Annotated in this window: 19 protein-coding genes; 1 reads left to right on the forward strand and 18 read right to left on the reverse strand. The window is 37.4% G+C overall.

Annotated elements, in window-relative coordinates; genetic code table 11:
- Positions 1–110: 110 nt before the first annotated feature.
- The 9 genes from recO to JZO76_RS05150 form a co-directional block, all read right to left on the reverse strand.
- Positions 111–881, reverse strand: a complete 771-nt coding sequence (gene recO, locus JZO76_RS05110) for a DNA repair protein RecO (protein WP_206903108.1) — start codon at positions 879–881, stop codon at positions 111–113.
- 11 nt (positions 882–892) lie between these two features.
- Positions 893–1,792, reverse strand: a complete 900-nt coding sequence (gene era / locus JZO76_RS05115; RefSeq protein ID WP_206903109.1) for a GTPase Era — start codon at positions 1,790–1,792, stop codon at positions 893–895.
- A gap of 17 nt (positions 1,793–1,809) precedes the next feature.
- Positions 1,810–2,202 carry a diacylglycerol kinase family protein gene (locus tag JZO76_RS05120; protein ID WP_206903110.1) on the reverse strand — a complete coding sequence of 131 codons (393 nt, stop codon included), beginning with the start codon at positions 2,200–2,202 and terminating at the stop codon, positions 1,810–1,812.
- Positions 2,186–2,662: an rRNA maturation RNase YbeY gene (gene ybeY, locus JZO76_RS05125; RefSeq protein ID WP_206903111.1), complete on the reverse strand. Its 477-nt coding sequence runs from the start codon at positions 2,660–2,662 to the stop codon at positions 2,186–2,188. The genes JZO76_RS05120 and ybeY overlap by 17 nt, the downstream gene beginning before the upstream one ends.
- Positions 2,662–4,860 carry an HD family phosphohydrolase gene (locus JZO76_RS05130; RefSeq protein ID WP_206903112.1) on the reverse strand — a complete coding sequence of 733 codons (2,199 nt, stop codon included), beginning with the start codon at positions 4,858–4,860 and terminating at the stop codon, positions 2,662–2,664. Before JZO76_RS05130 ends, ybeY begins: the two co-directional genes overlap by 1 nt.
- Positions 4,861–4,889: 29 nt before the next feature.
- Positions 4,890–5,804: a PhoH family protein gene (locus JZO76_RS05135; protein WP_407649843.1), complete on the reverse strand. Its 915-nt coding sequence runs from the start codon at positions 5,802–5,804 to the stop codon at positions 4,890–4,892.
- Between the two features lie 182 nt (positions 5,805–5,986).
- Complete coding sequence (locus JZO76_RS05140; protein ID WP_206903114.1) at positions 5,987–6,433, reverse strand: GatB/YqeY domain-containing protein; 447 nt, start codon at positions 6,431–6,433, stop codon at positions 5,987–5,989.
- Between the two features lie 26 nt (positions 6,434–6,459).
- Positions 6,460–6,636, reverse strand: coding sequence for a 30S ribosomal protein S21 (gene rpsU / locus JZO76_RS05145; protein ID WP_002356740.1), 177 nt, complete (start codon positions 6,634–6,636; stop codon positions 6,460–6,462).
- 174 nt (positions 6,637–6,810) lie between these two features.
- On the reverse strand, positions 6,811–7,230 hold the full coding sequence (locus JZO76_RS05150; protein ID WP_206903166.1) for a Fur family transcriptional regulator: 420 nt from the start codon (positions 7,228–7,230) through the stop codon (positions 6,811–6,813).
- A 153-nt stretch (positions 7,231–7,383) separates the two neighbouring features.
- Here JZO76_RS05150 and JZO76_RS05155 point away from each other — a divergent pair, with 153 nt between their 5' ends.
- Positions 7,384–8,232, forward strand: a complete 849-nt coding sequence (locus JZO76_RS05155; RefSeq protein ID WP_206903115.1) for a pyruvate, water dikinase regulatory protein — start codon at positions 7,384–7,386, stop codon at positions 8,230–8,232.
- Positions 8,233–8,309: 77 nt separating this feature from the next.
- Here the strand turns inward: JZO76_RS05155 and JZO76_RS05160 are convergent, their stop codons facing one another.
- The 9 genes from JZO76_RS05160 to JZO76_RS05200 form a co-directional block, all read right to left on the reverse strand.
- A complete protein-coding gene (locus JZO76_RS05160) occupies positions 8,310–9,254 on the reverse strand; it encodes a homoserine O-succinyltransferase (protein WP_206903116.1) in 945 nt (314 codons plus the stop codon).
- Positions 9,255–9,256: 2 nt separating this feature from the next.
- Positions 9,257–10,528, reverse strand: coding sequence for an O-acetylhomoserine aminocarboxypropyltransferase/cysteine synthase family protein (locus JZO76_RS05165; protein ID WP_206903117.1), 1,272 nt, complete (start codon positions 10,526–10,528; stop codon positions 9,257–9,259).
- A gap of 124 nt (positions 10,529–10,652) precedes the next feature.
- Positions 10,653–11,516 (reverse strand): homoserine kinase, encoded by an 864-nt coding sequence (gene thrB, locus JZO76_RS05170; RefSeq protein ID WP_206903118.1) that lies wholly within the window; start codon positions 11,514–11,516, stop codon positions 10,653–10,655.
- Positions 11,513–12,571, reverse strand: a complete 1,059-nt coding sequence (gene thrC, locus JZO76_RS05175) for a threonine synthase (RefSeq protein ID WP_206903119.1) — start codon at positions 12,569–12,571, stop codon at positions 11,513–11,515. Before thrC ends, thrB begins: the two co-directional genes overlap by 4 nt.
- Positions 12,572–12,573: 2 nt before the next feature.
- The gene (locus tag JZO76_RS05180; RefSeq protein WP_206903120.1) at positions 12,574–13,851 is read right to left on the reverse strand and encodes a homoserine dehydrogenase; all 1,278 of its coding nucleotides are present in this window, start codon (positions 13,849–13,851) and stop codon (positions 12,574–12,576) included.
- Positions 13,852–14,033: 182 nt separating this feature from the next.
- Positions 14,034–14,321 carry an ArsR/SmtB family transcription factor gene (locus tag JZO76_RS05185; RefSeq protein WP_206903121.1) on the reverse strand — a complete coding sequence of 96 codons (288 nt, stop codon included), beginning with the start codon at positions 14,319–14,321 and terminating at the stop codon, positions 14,034–14,036.
- Positions 14,322–14,341: 20 nt separating this feature from the next.
- Positions 14,342–16,069, reverse strand: a complete 1,728-nt coding sequence (locus JZO76_RS05190; protein ID WP_206903122.1) for a phospho-sugar mutase — start codon at positions 16,067–16,069, stop codon at positions 14,342–14,344.
- A 302-nt stretch (positions 16,070–16,371) separates the two neighbouring features.
- On the reverse strand, positions 16,372–17,307 hold the full coding sequence (gene trxB / locus JZO76_RS05195) for a thioredoxin-disulfide reductase (RefSeq protein ID WP_206903123.1): 936 nt from the start codon (positions 17,305–17,307) through the stop codon (positions 16,372–16,374).
- Positions 17,308–17,579: 272 nt separating this feature from the next.
- The gene (locus JZO76_RS05200) at positions 17,580–19,040 is read right to left on the reverse strand and encodes a glycoside hydrolase family 1 protein (protein ID WP_206903124.1); all 1,461 of its coding nucleotides are present in this window, start codon (positions 19,038–19,040) and stop codon (positions 17,580–17,582) included.
- Between the last annotated feature and the right edge of the window lie 4 nt (positions 19,041–19,044).

Genomic DNA, 19,044 nt, shown 5'->3' on the forward strand with positions numbered 1-19,044 from the left:
AAAATATCCAAATACTATCGCAGTGATTTTCACACAAAAGAGTAATCACAATGCTCTATGTAAAAAACCACGATAATATTCGGATAAATTTACAGCTATACCGCGTAAGATTAAGACTCTGGTTTCATTAAGTCTTGCCAATTATGCATGTCGTCAATAAATTTTTTACTCTTCAAATGAATGCCAACATATTCATCATAAAGTTGGTCAATTACGCGACGAATCTCTTTTTTTACTGCTGGTTTCACGTTTATTGTCTTGACCTTACTTAAATCTATCTGATTAAACAAGCGGATAAAGTGCATGGCAGCAGGATCGGCATGATACCGATGTTCATCACTTGAAAAATGCGCTTCACACAAAACACCCCCGTATTTAGACGAATAGTCAAAACGACCGGTAGTTTTTCCGCAAATGACACAGTGATCAAAAATTGGTGCCACACCAAAACGCTGCAGTATTTGTACCTCAAAAATATTGGTGATAATTTCCGCATCATAACCTTTATTGATTAAATTTAAAGACAACGATAAAAACTGATAGAGATTAGGATCATATACCTTATCTTCAATCGCAGCATCGGCGAGATTCAACAAATAAGTGCTATAACCCGCCAAAAAAATATCTTGTTGAATTGTTGTCAGTGGCTTAACATCTTTAGCCCCATTCAAAAAAGAAAGCCCCTCTGCCTTTAAATTCATGATAAAAGTCGCCTCGGTAAAATTTTGCAATACAGAAGTTAACGGGTTATTTTTCTTATGCACACCTTTAACATAAAACATTTGCTTACCAGCTGATTCAGTAAAAATTTTTACCAATTTGTCTTTTTCCTTATAGTCCCGGGAAAATAAAATCAATCCGCGGCTTTCAGCTAATTGCATGGAAAAACTCCTTAGTAATCATCCGGACGGTAGCCATAATCTTGCAAATAGGTTTGTTTATCACGCCAATCCTTTTGAACTTTAACCCAAAGTTCCAAAAAGACTTTATCCCCTAATAACTGTTCAATATCACGGCGAGCTTTAGTGCCAATATCTTTTAGCATTTTGCCCCCTTTACCGATAATGATCCCTTTTTGACTATTACGTTCGACAATAATCGTGGCTTGAATATGCACTTTATCGTTTTCATTTCGTTTCATGCTGTCGACCACAACTGCAACGGAATGGGGAACTTCATCGCGGGTTAATAATAGAACTTTTTCTCGGACTAACTCAGATACAATAAAATATTCAGGGTGATCGGTGATTTGGTCATCAGGGAAATATTGTGGCCCTGCTGGCATTTGTTTAATCAATGTATTCATTAATGTTTCAAAATTATTGCCTTCTGTTGCAGAAATAGGAACCACTTCGGCAAAATCCATCTGGCTTGTATAATCTTCAATAATTCCCAATAAATCATCTGGATGTACTTTATCAATTTTATTGATAACTAAAAAAACAGGTGTGTCGTTTGTTTTCAAGCGTTCCATGATAAAGTCATCACCACGACCGCGTTTTTCATCCGCACTGATCATAAATAAAACAGCATCTACTTCTTTTAGCGCGCTATAGGCTGTTTCCACCATGAAATCACCTAAACGATGTTTAGGTTTATGGATACCAGGTGTATCAATAAAAATAATTTGAGCATCTGGGGTTGTATAAACACCTTGAATTTTATTCCGAGTCGTTTGGGCTTTATCACTCATAATGGCAATTTTTTGCCCGACAATTCGATTTAATAATGTTGATTTGCCGACATTGGGACGTCCTACAATTGCGACAAAACCTGATTTATGTTCTGACATAATATTCCTCATTTCTTTTAAAACAATAATTGCCAAATTTTTGGTAAAAATAGAATTGCTCCAATAATTACCGCAAAAAAGGATGTTAACAAAACAGCGCCAGCTGCCATATCTTTAATTTTTTTACCAATCGGATGAAAGTGAAAATCCGTAAACATATCCACGACATTCTCAAAAACCGTATTGATAATTTCCACAATCCAAACTAAAAAGACCGCGAGTAACAACCATAACCATTCAAAGCGACTTAACTGAAAGATCCCCCCCGCTATGATGGCTAAGATACCAAAAAAGACGTGCTTGCGCATATTCCGCTCTTCTTTAAAGACTGTTTGAATACCTGTGAAAGCAAATTCTACTGAAGTAATAAAATACTTATTTTTCTTTGTATTCTTATCTTTTAAGTCCATAAGCATCCAAAATTTCCTTTTGTAGTCCAAACATCACTTTTTCATCTTCTTTGGTCATATGATCGTAACCATTAATATGCAAAAAACCGTGCAGCGCCAAAAACCCTAACTCTCTTTCAAAGCTATGACCATACTCTTGGGCCTGCTCTTTTGTTTTATCCAAAGAAATCATCAAATCGCCCAGCTCTCTTGGCAGTGGATTTTGCCCATCTGCAAAAACAACTGGAATCTCGCCTTCACCTTCTTCTTCTAATGCAAAACTAATAACATCAGTCGGGCGATCTTTACCACGATAATCGCGGTTAATAACTTGAATGGCATCATTGTCCATAAAAGTAACAGACATTTCTGTTTCTTGCGGTAATTTCAAATAATCTGCCGCAAATTGCAACAAATCGTCCACTTCTTGCATCTTTTCAGGTGTAAGGGAATTGGTTTCATCCATAAAAGTAATATCCATTATTTATCGCTTCTTTCTTGTTCTTCTTTCATTTTCTCTGCTTCTGATTTCATCTTCGGATATTTAATCCGGGAGTGAAAAGTACTGCACAAGCCATTGACTAAAGAATCTTCAATAATATGAATTTCCTTTAACGTCAAGCCACTATCATCTAATTGTCCGTCTAAGATACGGTCAACAATTAAATTATGAACAAATTGACGAATTTTTTCATTCGTAGGATGATCCATCGCCCGCACTGCCGCTTCGCAACTATCAGCAATATTCACAACGCCAGCTTCTTTTGTCTGGGGTTTTGGCCCTGGATAGCGAAATTCGGCTTCTGTCACTTCCGGATTACGTTCTTTTGCTTTAGCATAAAAATATTTCATTAAGGTTGTGCCGTGATGCTGGTAGCAAATATCAATTACCATTTTAGGCATCTTATATTCCTTCAACACCTTAGCACCATCGGTAACGTGACCAAAAATAATCTGCTTGCTATCTTCTGGCAATAAGAAATTATGCGGATTTTCAGCACCAGCAGGTAAATTCTCCACGAAAAAATTCGCGTGTTTCAATTTTCCGATATCGTGATAATAACAGGCAACCCGCGTTAAGAGCGAGTGACCACCAATCAGCGCTACCGCATTTGCTGATAAGTTTGCTACCATCATGCTGTGATGATACGTCCCCGGTGCTTCTTCCAACAATTTTTTCAAAAGTGGATGGTTGGGATTACTCAACTCATTTAAAACAATCACACTATTATCGGTCACCAAAAGTTCAATATACTGATGTAAGCCCATCGTTAGTAGAAAAGATAAAAGCGTTCCAGCTAAGCCGCAAATAATCGTCGTCCATGTTCTAGCATCTGTTAGGGTTAAACCTTGGAACACTACTAAAACAATATTTAATAAAAAAGGAAAGACGATTAACCACATGACAGCTGAAAAACCTTGTTTGGAGATTCTTTCTCGTCTAACAATCGCCCCCATCAAACCAGAAAATAAATAAGTCAATAAGACGATGGTCAACAGATTGGTCCCAAGTGCATCATAATAACAAAATACAGCTGCAATTACTTGAAACATGGCTGCAATAATTCCGGCTCGACGATTGACGAAAATATTCAAGACCAACGGCACAAATGCTGCTGGGAAAAATAACGGGATATAAGGTAGTAATTCCGTTTGGAAGAGTTGAAAAAATTTCATCATGGCAATGCTTGTAATCATCGCCAATGTATAAAAGGTTAAAAACTCTTGTCGTTTATTTTTGTCTGCATATTGCCGTGCAAAATAAAGTAAGACTAAAATTTGAACGATTATCCCGGCCACCATTGCGACAATTGGGAAAAAAGAAGTATTTTGACTCGTTAATCCCAAAAGTTGTAATTTTTGAATGGCACTTGCATCAATTTGAGAGCCTTCTCTGACGATGACTTCCCCTTGTATGATCATGACTGGTGCCACACTAGCCCGAGCTTGTTCTTTTAGTTCTTCGGTCTTTTTCTCATTAGGAAAATCATTTACGACAATCGCGTTTTTTAATAGTTCTTTCATGGCATCTTTTGCCATACTGGATATTGCTAATGCATCGACTTCATTTTCAGCATTGTTTTTGAAATCCGCTAAATTAGATTCACGAACTTGATTTTTCATCTGTTCAGCTAAAATATTTAAACTATTATCTCGCACAGTGTTTAAGGCGGCACTGTTTAAAGTAAAAGCAATTTCATAAAATGAAGCTGGAATTGCTTGATAAAACTGAACATCTTCATCATTTACCTTTTCAAATGATTTTTTTAATGAGGCAATATAATCCTCGGTTGTAACCGCTGGAATTTCTTTATCTTTGGCTTGTTTTTGACGCTGCTCGTGCTCATCATCAACTGATTTTTTAACTTGTGCAATCAGGTTGAAAATGGTTTCAATGCGGCTGTGTTGTGTTTCTGAAATATCTTCTTGATACGTATACTCCGGTACAACAGCCTCGGCTGCAAGCTGACGTTTTTGATCTGTTGCCGCCTTATTTTCAACTGTCTTATTCGCCCGAATACTCTCACTGGCTACTTGACCTTCGTGATAATCGACACTTTTTTGTTTTACGCTCGTAAATAAAAGACCAAAACAGCTGATAAAAAACACGAGAAGTATCAGCGGAATATAAAAACGTCCCAGACGTTCACGGATTTTTCTTAACGGCTCAATAATCAAATTATTTCCCCCTATTTCTTACAGCACCACTAATCTTTTTTTAAACTAGCTTTGTCATATGCTTCAATAATTCTTGCGACCACAGGATGGCGCACGACATCACTGGCTTCAAAATTAACAAAAGCAATTTGTGAAATATTGCTTAGTGTTCGTTCAGCATGCACTAGACCACTGACTACGCCTTTAGGTAAGTCAATCTGACTCGTATCACCATTGACAATCATTTTTGAGTTATACCCTAGTCGTGTCAAAAACATCTTCATTTGCATAATCGTTGTATTTTGAGCTTCATCTAAAATGACAAAAGCATCTTCTAAGGTCCGACCACGCATATAAGCTAAGGGTGCAATTTCAATGATACCGCGATCCATCAAACGATTGGTATGTTCCACACCAAATATTTGATACAGTGCATCATAAACCGGACGCAAGTAAGGGTCAACCTTTTCTTTTAAATCCCCAGGTAAAAAGCCCAAATTTTCCCCAGCTTCGACAGCAGGACGCGTTAGAATGATTTTTTGCACCTGACCTTTTTTTAAAGCTGCAATGGCTAAAACGACCGCCAAAAATGTTTTCCCGGTTCCAGCGGGACCAATCCCAAAAACGACATCGTGTTTTTTCACGGCTTCTAAATATTGCTTTTGTCCGCGATTTTTCACCCGAATTGCCTTGCCATTACGATCTTTTACAATTTCTTCTTCGTATAATGCTAAAAAAGCATTAACGCCTTGTAACGGAATCGCTTTTAGTGCTTGGGCAACATCAGGGGTGCTGATATGTACCCCGCGATTAATTAACTCTTGTAAGGCTGTAATTACTTGTTGGGCCACTGCTACAAAACTAGCTTCGCCTTCAATCATAATTGTTTCGCCGCGACTGTTAATGATAACGTGTGTATTTTCTTCAATCAACTTTAAGTGTTTATCATGGGCACCTAACAACATGCTGATATCATCTTTAGCACTGAGTTTTAATTCCAAGACTTTTTTATCTTCTGTCAAAAAGTTACATCTCCTTGTCATTTCCCTTTTTGCTCCGTTTTAAATGGGTAAGTTTTCTGTTTTATCATACCACATTCAAAACTTAAAAGAAAAAAAATCGCAGACAGAAGTCTGCGATTAAATAACTATTTATTCAATAATTCTTTGACGATAGCATTTACCTGATTACCATCAGCTTTCCCTTTGACTAAAGGCATTACAGCCCCCATCACTTTACCAAATTCACTTGGTGAAGTAGCGCCAGTTTTACTGATTGCATCTGTTACAATCTGACGAATTTCTTCTTCAGAAAGTTGTGCTGGTAAATACTTTTCAACGACTTTGATTTCCGCTTTTACTTGCGTTGCCAAATCGTCTCGCCCTGCTTTTTCAAATTCAGTTAAAGAATCACGACGTTGTTTCATTTCCCGTGATAAAACGGTCAATTCTTCATCGTCAGTTAATTCTGCACCTTTTTTGATTTGTTCGTTTTGCAACGATGCCTTCAACATGCGAATCACCTGCAAAGACTCTTTATCCTTAGCTTTCATCGCTGTCTTCATATCATCGTTCAAAGTACTTAGTAGTGACACACTACCAGCTCCAATCTTGTTGCAAACTAGAATTTTTTGCGTTTTCTAGCAGCTTCAGATTTTTTCTTACGTTTCACACTTGGTTTTTCATAAAATTCCCGTTTACGAGATTCTTGAAGAGTCCCAGCTTTTGAAACGGAACGTTTGAAGCGACGAAGAGCGTCGTCAAGAGATTCATTTTTACGAACCACTGTTTTTGACATGTAAATTCCCTCCCTCCGAGCCTAAAAAGTAACCGTTTTTGTTAATCGAAACATTTTCAAAAAACAACACTGTCCTTAAAAAATTATAGCTAAGTAATAAAATAGTGTCAAGAGTATGGTGCAAAGAAAAAAATCTTTTTCGCCTGAAAATTCGTGAAAAGGATGAAAAAATAACTATTGACAGTCAGCACAGCGTCCTAAAATCTCAAAACGATGGCCTTCGATGGTGCAACCGGGAAGTTGTCCTTTGAAAAAATCCATGGGGCAAAGATCTAATTCTTGGGTTTTACCACAAACCGTGCAGATAAAATGATGATGATGATGATTTTTATCCTGACAGCAGTGAAAGCGGAATTTCATCTCACCGTTTAAGTCTGTTTCTTCTAATAAACCAATTTCTGAAAAATCATGGAGATTGCGATAAATCGTATCAAAACTGATACTTCCAAATTCGCCTTCCATATATTCTTGGACTTCTTTAGCTGCCACATAACGATTTTTTTTGGCTAAAAAAGTTAACAACTTTTCCCGTTTATTAGTTTTTTTAAAGCCATGTTCTTTTAAAGTTACCATTGCCTGGTCAATTTTTGTCATTTCTCTTGTCACAAGAAAAACCTCCTAACACATCTACTTGGATAAAAACAGCAACTTTGTCTTTATCGTATCAGACAAATCATAATGATTACGAATTAGTTTTACTTGGATATGGTATAATAAACTACAACAAATTACAAGTGAGGGAAAAAGATGAGTAAAGCTGCTGAAGAAATCTTAACAATTTTTGTCATTTCCGATTCTGCCGGAGAAACGGCTACAAAATTGGCGCAAGCCACCATGGCCCAATACCCCACCGTAGAGTTTAATTTATTTCGCAAGACTTTTATGAGCGACAAAAAGACACTATTAAAAGCCTTAAAAGAAGCAAAAAAACTCAACGCCTTGATTTTATACACGATGATTAATGAAGATTTAGTCCAATTAATTCGTGATTTTTGCCAAGAAAGTAATTTATTTGGCTTTGACGTTTTATCAGCCCCCGTTTTGGAAATTGAAAAACGAACTGGTGTAGCTCCAACACGTGAACCAGGTGCACTGCACCACTTAAATAAAAACTATTTCAAACGCATTGAAGCAATGGAATTTGCCGTTAAATACGATGATGGTAAAGATCCTCGTGGTTTTTTAGAGGCAGATGTGGTGCTGTTAGGCGTCTCGCGGACTTCAAAAACGCCTTTAAGCTTATTTTTAGCCAATAAAAACTTAAAAGTTGCCAACTTGCCCCTTGTGCCCCAAGCTCATATTCCCAAACAGCTCTGGGAAGTGGATAAGAAAAAAATCGTTGGTCTCACGAATGATCCCAACGTTTTAAATGGGATTCGAAAAGAACGAATGATTGCTTATGGTTTGAATCCAGATACGGCCTACTCGGATATTGATAAAATTCGGGCTGAATTAGAATTTGCAAATGACTTATACGAAAAATTGGGTTGTGTCGTGATTAACGTGGCCTCCTTATCAATCGAAGAAACAGCTTCAATGATTATGAATGCCTTAGACTTAGAAGACCACAGTTATTATACAATGGAAGAAGAGTAAGAAAAATACCCAGAAAAAAGCAAGGATTACTGGCGGCAACAGCCTGCTGTACTCCTTGCTTTTTTCTTAGGTATCGCTTATTTTTTAGTATTTTTTTTACGCCGCTGATTTTCCTTTGGGATATCAGCTAAATTATAAGGGGTTATTTGATAAACATCATTTAACCAATTGTGACACAGCAGCTGACTATGCCCCCGCCAATTATTAACCGGTTTTTTAGTGTAATCATTAGTAGGATAGTAATTTTCAGGTACTTTGGGATTTAGCCCTCTTTTTTGATCCCGTAAAAATTCCTGATGCAATGTGTCTGTATCATATTCATAATGACCTAATAAAAAGATATCATGTTCATCATCACTCAACAAAATCGTTGGCCCAATTTCCTTACTTTTGGCAACTACTGCAACTGGTGCCTGTGTTAAATCTTCACAATTAATCCCTGTATAACGAGATTGCGGTCCCCAAAAATAATCGTCAAAACCACGAAAAAGCCGTCGATTTGCTATTGTGTACTGGCAAAAATTACCAAATAGTTTTTCTTGATACATCACTTTTTTCACCCCGTAATGGTAAAAAAGCCCCGCCTGTGCTCCCCAGCAAATATGAATGACCGACGTCACATTTTGCTTACTCCACTCCATTACAAAACATAATTCCTGCCAATAATCAACTTCTTCAAAATCAAGCTCTTCCACCGGCGCTCCGGTGATAATTAGGCCATCATAAAAGCGTTCTTTAATCTCATTAAAACTTAAATAAAATTGGTCTAAATGGCTTTTTGCGACATTTTTATGGGCATGAGTATTCATTTGTAAAAACTCAACATTGATTTGCAAAGGACTTTGACTAATTAAACGCAACAATTGCGTTTCAGTAGTAATTTTATCCGGCATTAAATTAACGATTAAAATTTCCAGTGGTCTGATGTCTTGTGTCCTAGCTCTTTTGTCATCAATGGCAAAAATATCCCCTGCAGCCAAAATGGCTTTGGCAGGAAAACTATCTGGTAAGCGAATTGGCATGCTTATCCCTCCAGTTGTCTAAATGCTTGTTTTAAATCTTTAATGATATCCTCTGCATTTTCTAAGCCACAAGAAAGACGAATTAAACCCGGTGAAATGCCGGCTTGTTGCAACTCTTGACTTGTTAATTGGCGATGAGTAGCACTTGCAGGATGCAACGCACACGTACGAATATCGGCCACATGCACCTCCAAAGAAACCAATTTTAAAGCATCCAACCATTGAGCAGCTCTTTTGCGATTCTTCCCAATCTCAAAGGAAATCACACCACATAAACCATTAGGTAGATATTTTTGCATTAATTGATAATTAGTATCTGTCTTTAATCCTGGATAAGTAATCTGTGTAACGCTTTTTTCTGATGCTAAAAATTCGGCTACCTTCATCGCATTTTCAAAATGCCGATCCATCCGCACCGGTAATGTTTCAATGCCAAGATTTAATAAAAATGAGTTTTGAGGCGAAGGCGTCGCACCCAAATCCCGCATCAATTGCACACGGGCTTTGGTAATATAAGCAGCGACTCCAAAAGTTTCCGTATAGATAATACCATGGTATGTTTCATCTGGTGTAGCAAGTTGCGGAAACTTCCCGTTAGCCCAATTAAATTTCCCACTATCGACAATCACGCCACCGGTTTGTACAGCATGTCCATCGAGATATTTTGTGGTACTGTGAATTACAACGTCTGCGCCAAATTCAATTGGTCGACAAAAGTATGGTGTGGCAAAAGTATTATCAATTAAAAACGGCACTTCATTTTGATGAGCTAAAGTCGCAAATTTTTCAATATCCAATACTTTCATTGCTGGATTTGCAATTGTTTCAGCAAAAACTGCTTTGGTATTTGTTTTAATCGCTTTTTGTAATTCAGCTAGCGAAGCATTCTGATCAACAAAAGTAACTTCAATTCCCATTTTCTTTAACGTATGGGCAAACAAATTAAAGGTTCCACCATAAATAGCAGCAGCAGAAATAAAATGATCCCCTGCAGTAAGAATATTCAAAAGAGCCAAAAAGGTTGCTGCTTGTCCTGAAGACGTACACAAAGCCCCCACACCACCTTCAAGATTGGCAATTTTTTCTTCTACTGCATTGGTGGTAGGATTAGCCAAACGTGTATAAAAGTATCCCGCTTCTTCCAAATCAAAAAGTTTGCCAATGCTTTCAGTTGAGTCATAAGTATACGTTGTACTTTGCACAATCGGCATGACCCGCGGCTCACCGTTTTGTGGCGTATAACCTGCATGTAAACATTTTGTTTCAAATTTCATTTTTTCTGCCTCCTTTTTTTGTCAAGTTGTGAATAATTGAACTAATCTGATTTACAAAAAACTCGCCAACTGAGGCGAGTCCTGGTTAATTTGATTAATGACTTTTAAAAGTCTTTTCCGTCTTTTAAAAAACTTGAACACCTTCACGATCAACTTGGAAAATTTCAATGGTCGCTTTTTTATCAAGTATTTTTAGTTGTGGTATTATTTGGGCTGTTTTATTTTTTGGTGCCAAAATAATAACAGTTGGACCAGCTCCACTTAAATAACAGCCAAAGCCACCTTGAGCATGACTAATTTCTCGAATTTTCGCTAAATGTGGCACGAAAAGACTACGATATTGTTCGTGAAATTGATCTTGTTCCATCATTTTTCCCGCCACTGCTAAATTTCCTGCCATTAAAGCTGCCACCATAACATTGGCAATGCTACTAGCAGTTACTGCTTGGCTATAAGACAGTTGTGTAGGTAAAACATCACGACTTTCACTAGTTGCCAGTTCCGTGTTAGGTATAAAAGCAATTAAATCACAGTCAGGAAAATAATGTTTCAGATAGTACGTTTTGTCATTATGATAACTTGCAACAACTAAATCACCACAAATTGCTGGCGCAACATTATCTGGATGCCCTTCCATCTCAGTAGCTAATTTGATTTTATCACTTTCACTTAATTCCAAATTTCCTAAACGATTGGCCAATTCAATTCCGGCTACAATTGCAGAAGAACTACTTCCCAATCCTCGTGTCAACGGAATATCAGACGTCACTTTAATATGATGGGGTAAAAGATTTGGCGCTGTCTTTAAAGCTGTTTGAACAATTAAATTGCTCGCATCAGATGAAATGAAATCGCCATAGCTATGCTCTACTTGCCACGTTATAGCTGGCTTTACAACTTCCACAAACAAATAACAGCTCACCGCTACTCCACAAGAATCAAAACCGGGACCTAAGTTGGCACTAGTGGCCGGTACGCGGATTCTCATAGTTTTGCCACTCCTTGACGTAAGTGATTACGCATCTCTTCTAAATCACTCATTTTATGAATGTCCACTGTAGTTTCATTAATTGCCGTATCAGGATCTTTTAATCCGTTGCCGGTAAAGACGCAAACGACTGTTTCGCCTGCTTTAATTTTGCCTGCTTTAACATGTTGAATTACCCCGGCTAAAGACGCTGCTGAACCAGGTTCCACAAAAACACCATCTTGGGCTGCAACTTTTTTATATGCATTCAAAATTTCTGCATCTGTTACAGAATCAATATAGCCTTTTGACTCGTCTCTGGCTGCTTCAGCTAACTTCCAGCTTGCAGGATTACCAATCCGAATTGCCGTTGCAATTGTTTCAGGTTGCGCAATCACTGCCCCTTTTACAATCGCTGCTGCACCTTCTGCTTCAAAACCGTGCATACGTGGCAAAGTTGTTCCTTTTACGTCATGCCATTCTTTAAAACCTTTCCAGTAAGCTGAAATATTTCCCGCGTTCCCAACAGGAATTGCTAAAACATCGGGAGCTTTTTCTAATTGTTGACACACTTCAAAGGCAGCTGTTTTTTGTCCTTCTAAACGATACGGATTCACAGAATTTACCAATGCTACCGCCTCTGTTTCCGCAATTTCACGGACTGCTTTTAAAGCTTCATCAAAATTACCTGGAATCGAAATAATATCAGCACCATAAATAATTGCCTGAGCTAGCTTTCCCATTGCAATTTTACCATCTGGGATAACCACGTAAGCTTTGATACCTGCTCTAGTTGCATACGCTGCCGCTGCCGCACTAGTATTACCTGTTGAGGCACAAATAATTGCTTTCGCCCCATCTTCAACAGCTTTGGCTACAGCCATTACCATTCCGCGGTCTTTAAATGAGCCAGTCGGATTCAAGCCTTCATATTTGCCATACAAGTTAATTTTCAACTCTTTTGACAAGCTATTTAAAGGAATAAGTGGTGTATTTCCCTCTGCTAGTGAAATCATTGGTGTTTTTTCTGTTACAGGTAAATACTCTTTAAAAGTTTTTAATAAGCCTTCGTACATCTTTATCCCTCCAATATTTCCATCATCTGCGTTACTTTTACATCAACGTCAGCTAGTGCTGTTACTACCTCATCACGTTTTTCTAACGATATATTTTGCGTTAAATAAACAAAACGAAAATCATCGGTTTGCTTTTGTTCTACTAGTTCAACAGCCAAGTTTATTTCAGAAAAAATTGTCGCAATTTGAGTTTGCTGTTGCTTGGTATCCGCTTTTAAAGCTAAATAAAAACGACCCGTTACATCTTCTTTATTTTGCAAGTTTACCTGTGCTTTGTAATCTGTAAAAGGCGCTACCGGTAGTTTTTCTGCCGTGCGCTGGGCAATAACAGCCAAATCATTTACGACACTTGTTGCTGTTGGAATTGATCCGGCACCTGGACCGTAAAACATACTCTTTCCGATACCATAACTTTTAATAAAGACACCATTTAATTCGTTGTAAATACTTGCTAGAGGATGACGCTTTGGTACTAATTTGGGTGCGACATCAGCATAAACACCATTAGCAGAGTTTTTTGTTTGCGCGATTAATTTAACTTCATAGCCTAACTGTTGGGCCAATTTCAAATCTGCTAAATCCATTCCACGAATCCCGGTAACAGCAAAATCCTTCATACCTAAATCCTGATGAAATGCAAATCTGGTTAAAATTACGGCTTTATAAGCAGCATCAATTCCGTCAACATCATTGGTTGGGTCTGATTCTGCAAAGCCAAGTTTTTGGGCTTGTTGTAAGGAAACTTCATAAGAAAGATTATTTTCTAGCATTTGCGTCAGCATATAGTTGGTTGTCCCATTTACAATACCAAAAACTTCAGTGATTTCATCTGCTAAAAAGCTATTTACGAGTGTTCGTAAAATTGGAATTCCCCCGGCAACACTCGCTTCATAATAGAAGTAACAGCCATTTTCTTGGGCTGTTGCAACTAATTCATTGCCATGTTGGGCAATCAAATCTTTATTTGCTGAAACAACATGCTTGCCGCTATTAAGAGCTGCTAGAATAAAAGATTTCGCTGGCTCAATTTTTCCCATGACTTCTACTACAATATCAATTTCAGGATCATCGGTGATGTCTTTAATGTCATGGACTAAAGAAAAACCATGTTCAGCTGCAATAGTTTTTTTATCTTCTCCGATTCGTACCAAAGCTTTCGCAACTTCTAGTTTAATACCGGTAGCAGACAAGATTTTCGTGCTATTTTGGGCTATCACTTTTGCTACTCCGGAGCCGACCACACCTAAACCTAATAGACCAATTTTCAATCGCTTTTCCATACTACCTCCTAAAAGTTGTCATTCAAATGAATTAGAATACATTCGTTGTTTTCAAAGAAATTTCTTTAAGCATACCAAAAATGATGCAAAAAAACTAGGACTTTCGTAAATGAAAGTCCTAGTTTTTTTCAGTAAAGACAAGAAACATAATGAATTTTGTGCAAAAAGTCTTTCATTAATAATTAGCTATGATGAATATGTTCAAAGGTCTGTTCTAATATATCCAATACGTGATGATCATCTAAACTATATAAAACAGTTTTGCCTTCTCGGCGAGACTTTACTACACGATTATCTCGTAAAAGTTTTAACTGGTGGGAGACAGCTGACTGTTCCATTTCAACTACTTCACCGATAGTTGTCACATTCAATTCACCTTTTTTTAACGCTAGTAAAATTTTAAGTCGTGTTTTATCTGCTAAAACTTTAAAAAGACGACTAACTTGCAGAATTTCTGTTTCTTGCTCCATGTAGACACCTCTTTTATTTCTTAATCCGCAGTTATTTCGTTAATTGCTTTTTCAAGGACAGCAATTTTTTCGATCGCATCTTTTTGATTCTCACCTTTTACACCAATATAGAACTTGATTTTTGGTTCTGTACCAGACGGACGGACGGCAATCCAGCTTTCATCTTCTAAGACGTATTTCAACACATCAGAAGCAGGAGTTGTCATTTTTGCTTCATTGCCATCTAGACCCATAATTGTTCGCGCTTTGAAGTCTTCTGTCTGCACGACTTTTACGCCACCAATTTCACTTGGCGCTTGAGTGCGGAATTTACTCATAATCGCTTTAATTTTAGCTGGTCCTTCTAAACCACTTAAGGTTACAGAAATAGTTTTTTCAGCATAATAGCCATAGGTTTCAAAAATATCTTGTAAACCATCAAATAATGTCTTGTCTTGCTTTTTGTAGTAAGCTGCAACCTCAGCCAATAAAACTAAAGCTTGAATCGCGTCTTTATCTCTAACAAAAGGTTTAACTAAATAGCCGTAGCTTTCTTCAAACCCAAACATAAAAGTTTGGCTATGATCTGTTTCAAATTGTTTAATTTTTTCGGCAATAAACTTAAAGCCAGTTAAAACATTGAGCATGGCAACATCGTATTTAGCTGCAATAGCAGTTGGCAATTCGCTTGAAACGATTGATTTTAAGACAGCAGCATTGCTTGGGAGTGTCCCTGCTTGTTTATGAGCGGCTAAAATATATTCCGTAAAGAGTGCACCAATTTGATTACCTGTTAAGACTTGATATTCACCATTTGGTAAGCGTACTGCTGCTCCAAGGCGATCAGCATCCGGATCTGTGGCAATCAAAAGATCGGCATCTTCTTTTTTACCTAAAGCAATTGCGTATTCAAAAGCAGAATGTTCTTCTGGATTTGGTGATTTTACGGTAGAAAAGTCAGGATCGGCGACCGCTTGTTCTGGCACTAAAGCAAATTTTTCAAAGCCAGCTTGTTTTAGAGCTTTTTCTCCCAACATTTTGCCAGTTCCGTGTAGTGGCGTATAGACTAATTTTAAGTCTTTGCCCATTTCATCAATTAAATCTTGATTAATAGTGACTGTTTTAATTTCTTTTAGATATGCGGTATCGATTTCTTCACCAATAATATTAATTAAGCCACTGTGCTCTACTTCTTCATCAGATAAAACTTGAATTTCTAATGGATTATCAATTGAGCGCACAAACGTTGTTAAAGCATCTGCATCAGCAGGTGGCATTTGACCACCGTCTTGTCCGTAGACTTTATAACCATTGTATGCAGCAGGATTATGAGAAGCTGTGATCATAATACCGGTAAAAGCTTTTAAGTAACGCACCGCAAAAGATAATTCTGGCGTTGGACGAAGACTTTCAAAAACGTAGGAAGGAATATCGTGTTTTGCTAATGTTTTGGCCGCTTCCATTGCAAATTCTGGCGACATATGGCGAGAATCATAGGCAATGGCTACACCGCGTCTTCTTGTGTTGTCATCTTGTTCATCCATAAAGCGAGCTAAACCTTCTGTGGCTTGTCGGATAGTATAGATATTCATACGATTAATACCCGGGCCTAAAATTCCTCGCATACCAGCAGTACCAAATTCCAGAGGTGCGTAAAACGCGTCTTCTAGTTTCTCAGGATCTTCTTTTAGATCAGCTAATTGTTGCTTTAAATTTTCTTCTAAATTTCCATCGTTTACCCATTGTTCATAGACTTGTTCCCAAGACATGAAATAACACCTCTTTCAATTTTTCTAATTACTTTTTAAGTATATCATTTCACCTTGATAACGCCAACAATCTTTCATAACAATGTTTTTAAAATATTGGCAATTTATCCAAACAAAACACGTACTGATAAAAAAGTGCTTTTGTTGATAAAAATTAGAAAAAGCTGAGTCAATAATGTAGCTGTCTTTTTTTAATAATTGTTTTTAAAGATCACAAAAAAATCCAGAGAAATGATTGCCTTATCGCTTGCATTCATCTCAGCTGGATTTTCAAATTATTTTAGCATCGACTTTAAAAATTTTTATTGACCAACACTTTGGCTATCCTTTAAGTTTTCTAAATATTGAAAGACCTGTTGTCCTGCAATACCACCTTCACCAACAGCGGTGGTAATTTGACGTAAATCTTTTGCCCGGCCATCGCCAATTGCAAAAATACCTGGAATAGCAGTCTTCATAAAGCTGTCTGTCAATAACCACCCAGCCTCATCTAAAATATCCAATTTAGTAAAAGGTGCTGATAGAGGTTCTAAACCAACATAGATAAAGACACCATCTGCTGTTGTTTCATAAACTTCATCTGTTTTAACATTGCGAATATTAACCCCGGTTACTACCATGTCGTTACCTGTTATCTCTTCTACTACCGAGTCCCAGATAAAACTAATTTTTTCATTTGCAAAAGCGCGATCTTGGATAATTTTTTGTGCCCGTAATTCATCCCGGCGATGAACAATGACAACTTCACTTGCAAATTGTGTCAGATAAATTGCTTCTTCTACAGCAGAATCGCCGCCGCCTACAACAATTAGTTTTTTATTCCTGAAAAAGGCTCCATCACAAACTGCACAATAAGAAACCCCACGACCAGCATACTCTTCTTCACCAGGGGCACCTAATTTACGGTGAACACAGCCAGTTGCAATAATGACACTTTTGCCTTTGTAACTATTTTCTTCGGTGATAACTTCTTTATAACTACCATGATCTACCACATCTTGTACAATGCCGTATTCATTTTTAGTTCCAAATTTCTCAACATTTTGATACATTTTCATAGAAAGTTCTGGTCCCATAATGGAATCAAAGCCTGGATAATTCTCAATTTCGGCAGTGTTATTCATTTGCCCCCCCGGAGCACCTCTTTCAATCATTAAAACGGATAAATTCGACCGAGACGCATATAAAGCCGCTGTCATACCGGCGGGGCCGGCGCCGATTACGATTACATCATACATTATTTTTTACCTCCACTTACTTTCTATTAGTAAGCTAACTCTAGTTGAAATAAACTTAGCTGTCTAATAATCTGCTTATAAGAAAAATCATATTACCTAAAACTATATTACTTTTTTCTTACAATTTAAATCCCTAGCTCGCAATTTTTTTCACATTTGGCGACTTTTTTTTAACAAGCTTGTAGCACGCATTCCTCCCAATAAAAAAATGTGATATAAAACACCTTTTATAATCTGATGATTACAAAAAAGTGCTTATATCACATGATTAATTAAGCTAGTTTTTCTCCATTTGAAGCAATTACTTCTTTATACCAATGGAAAGATTTTTTGCGAGAACGCGCCAGTGACCCTTTACCGTGATCATCTAAATCGACATAAATGAAGCCATAGCGTTTTTTCATCTCACCAGTTCCGGCTGAAACCAAATCAATACAGCCCCAAGGCGTGTACCCCATTAAATCAACCCCGTCTAATTCCACAGCATCTTTCATAGCGGCAATATGTTTCTTGAAGTAGTCGATGCGGTAATCATCTTCAATACTACCATCTTCTTTCACAACATCTACTGCACCAAAACCATTTTCAACAATAAATAATGGTACTTGATAACGATCATACAAGTTACATAAAGAAATTCTAAGTCCTAATGGATCAACTGCCCAGCCCCATTCAGATTCAGCTAAATAAGGATTTTTCACTGCTGGCTGCTGGTTATCGCCAACATATTTCACATTTTCTGGATTAGCAGAAGAGGCCGTTGACATGTAGTAACTAAAGCCAATATAGTCCACGGTACCTTCTTTAATCAGCTCATCATCACCAGCCTCTTTTTTAATGGTGATATTTTCCCGCTCAAACCATTTTAATTTGTGAGCAGGATAAGTCCCCTTCACTTGAACATCAATGAAAAATTCTTGACCACGATTAAATTCTAAAGCTGCCATCACATCTTCAGGATTACTTGTCATCGGATAGCTTGGAATATAAGCCACCATCATGCCGATTTTAAAAGCTGGATTAATTTTGTGACCCAATATTACTGCCTTAGCACTAGCTACAAACAAATGATGAATAGCTTGATAGCGATGCTGATTGTCATTTTGATGAATACCAATTTGGGTCCAACTTCTCAAAAAGTTAATTTCATTAAAGGTCATCCAATATTTCACTTTATCTTTGTATCGTTTAAAGACTGTTTCACAAAAGAAGACAAAGTAATCAACTGTTTTACGATTATTCCAGCCATCCAATTTATCCGCTAAATACATTGGAATATCAAAATGATTAATGGTGACAACCGGTTCAATACCATATTTTAATAACTCATCAAAAACTGCATCATAAAAAGCTAAACCTTCTTCATTGATTTCATCAGTTCCTTTCGGACAAATACGCGCCCAAGACAATGATAGTCGGAAACACTTAAAACCCATCTCTGCAAATAAGGCAATATCTTCTTTATAATGATGATAAAAGTCAGTTGCAACGTGGCTAGGATAGTATTTATCTGGGTCAATATACCCTGTCGCGCCTTTTGGTAGACCTTCTTCTCTTGTTACCTCATGAATTTTTCCATCTTCTGTTTTAAAGGTAATCATACGGGGATTATCTTTACTGCCACCTGTGATAGCATCTAAAGTCGCCAGGCCCTTTCCACCAGATAAATAGCCGCCTTCATATTGATTGGCTGCCGTTGCGCCACCCCACAAAAAATCTTTACTAAATGCCATATAT

The sequence above is a fragment of the Candidatus Enterococcus myersii genome, assembly GCF_017316025.1.
GTDB classification, from domain to species: domain Bacteria; phylum Bacillota; class Bacilli; order Lactobacillales; family Enterococcaceae; genus Enterococcus_C; species Enterococcus_C montenegrensis.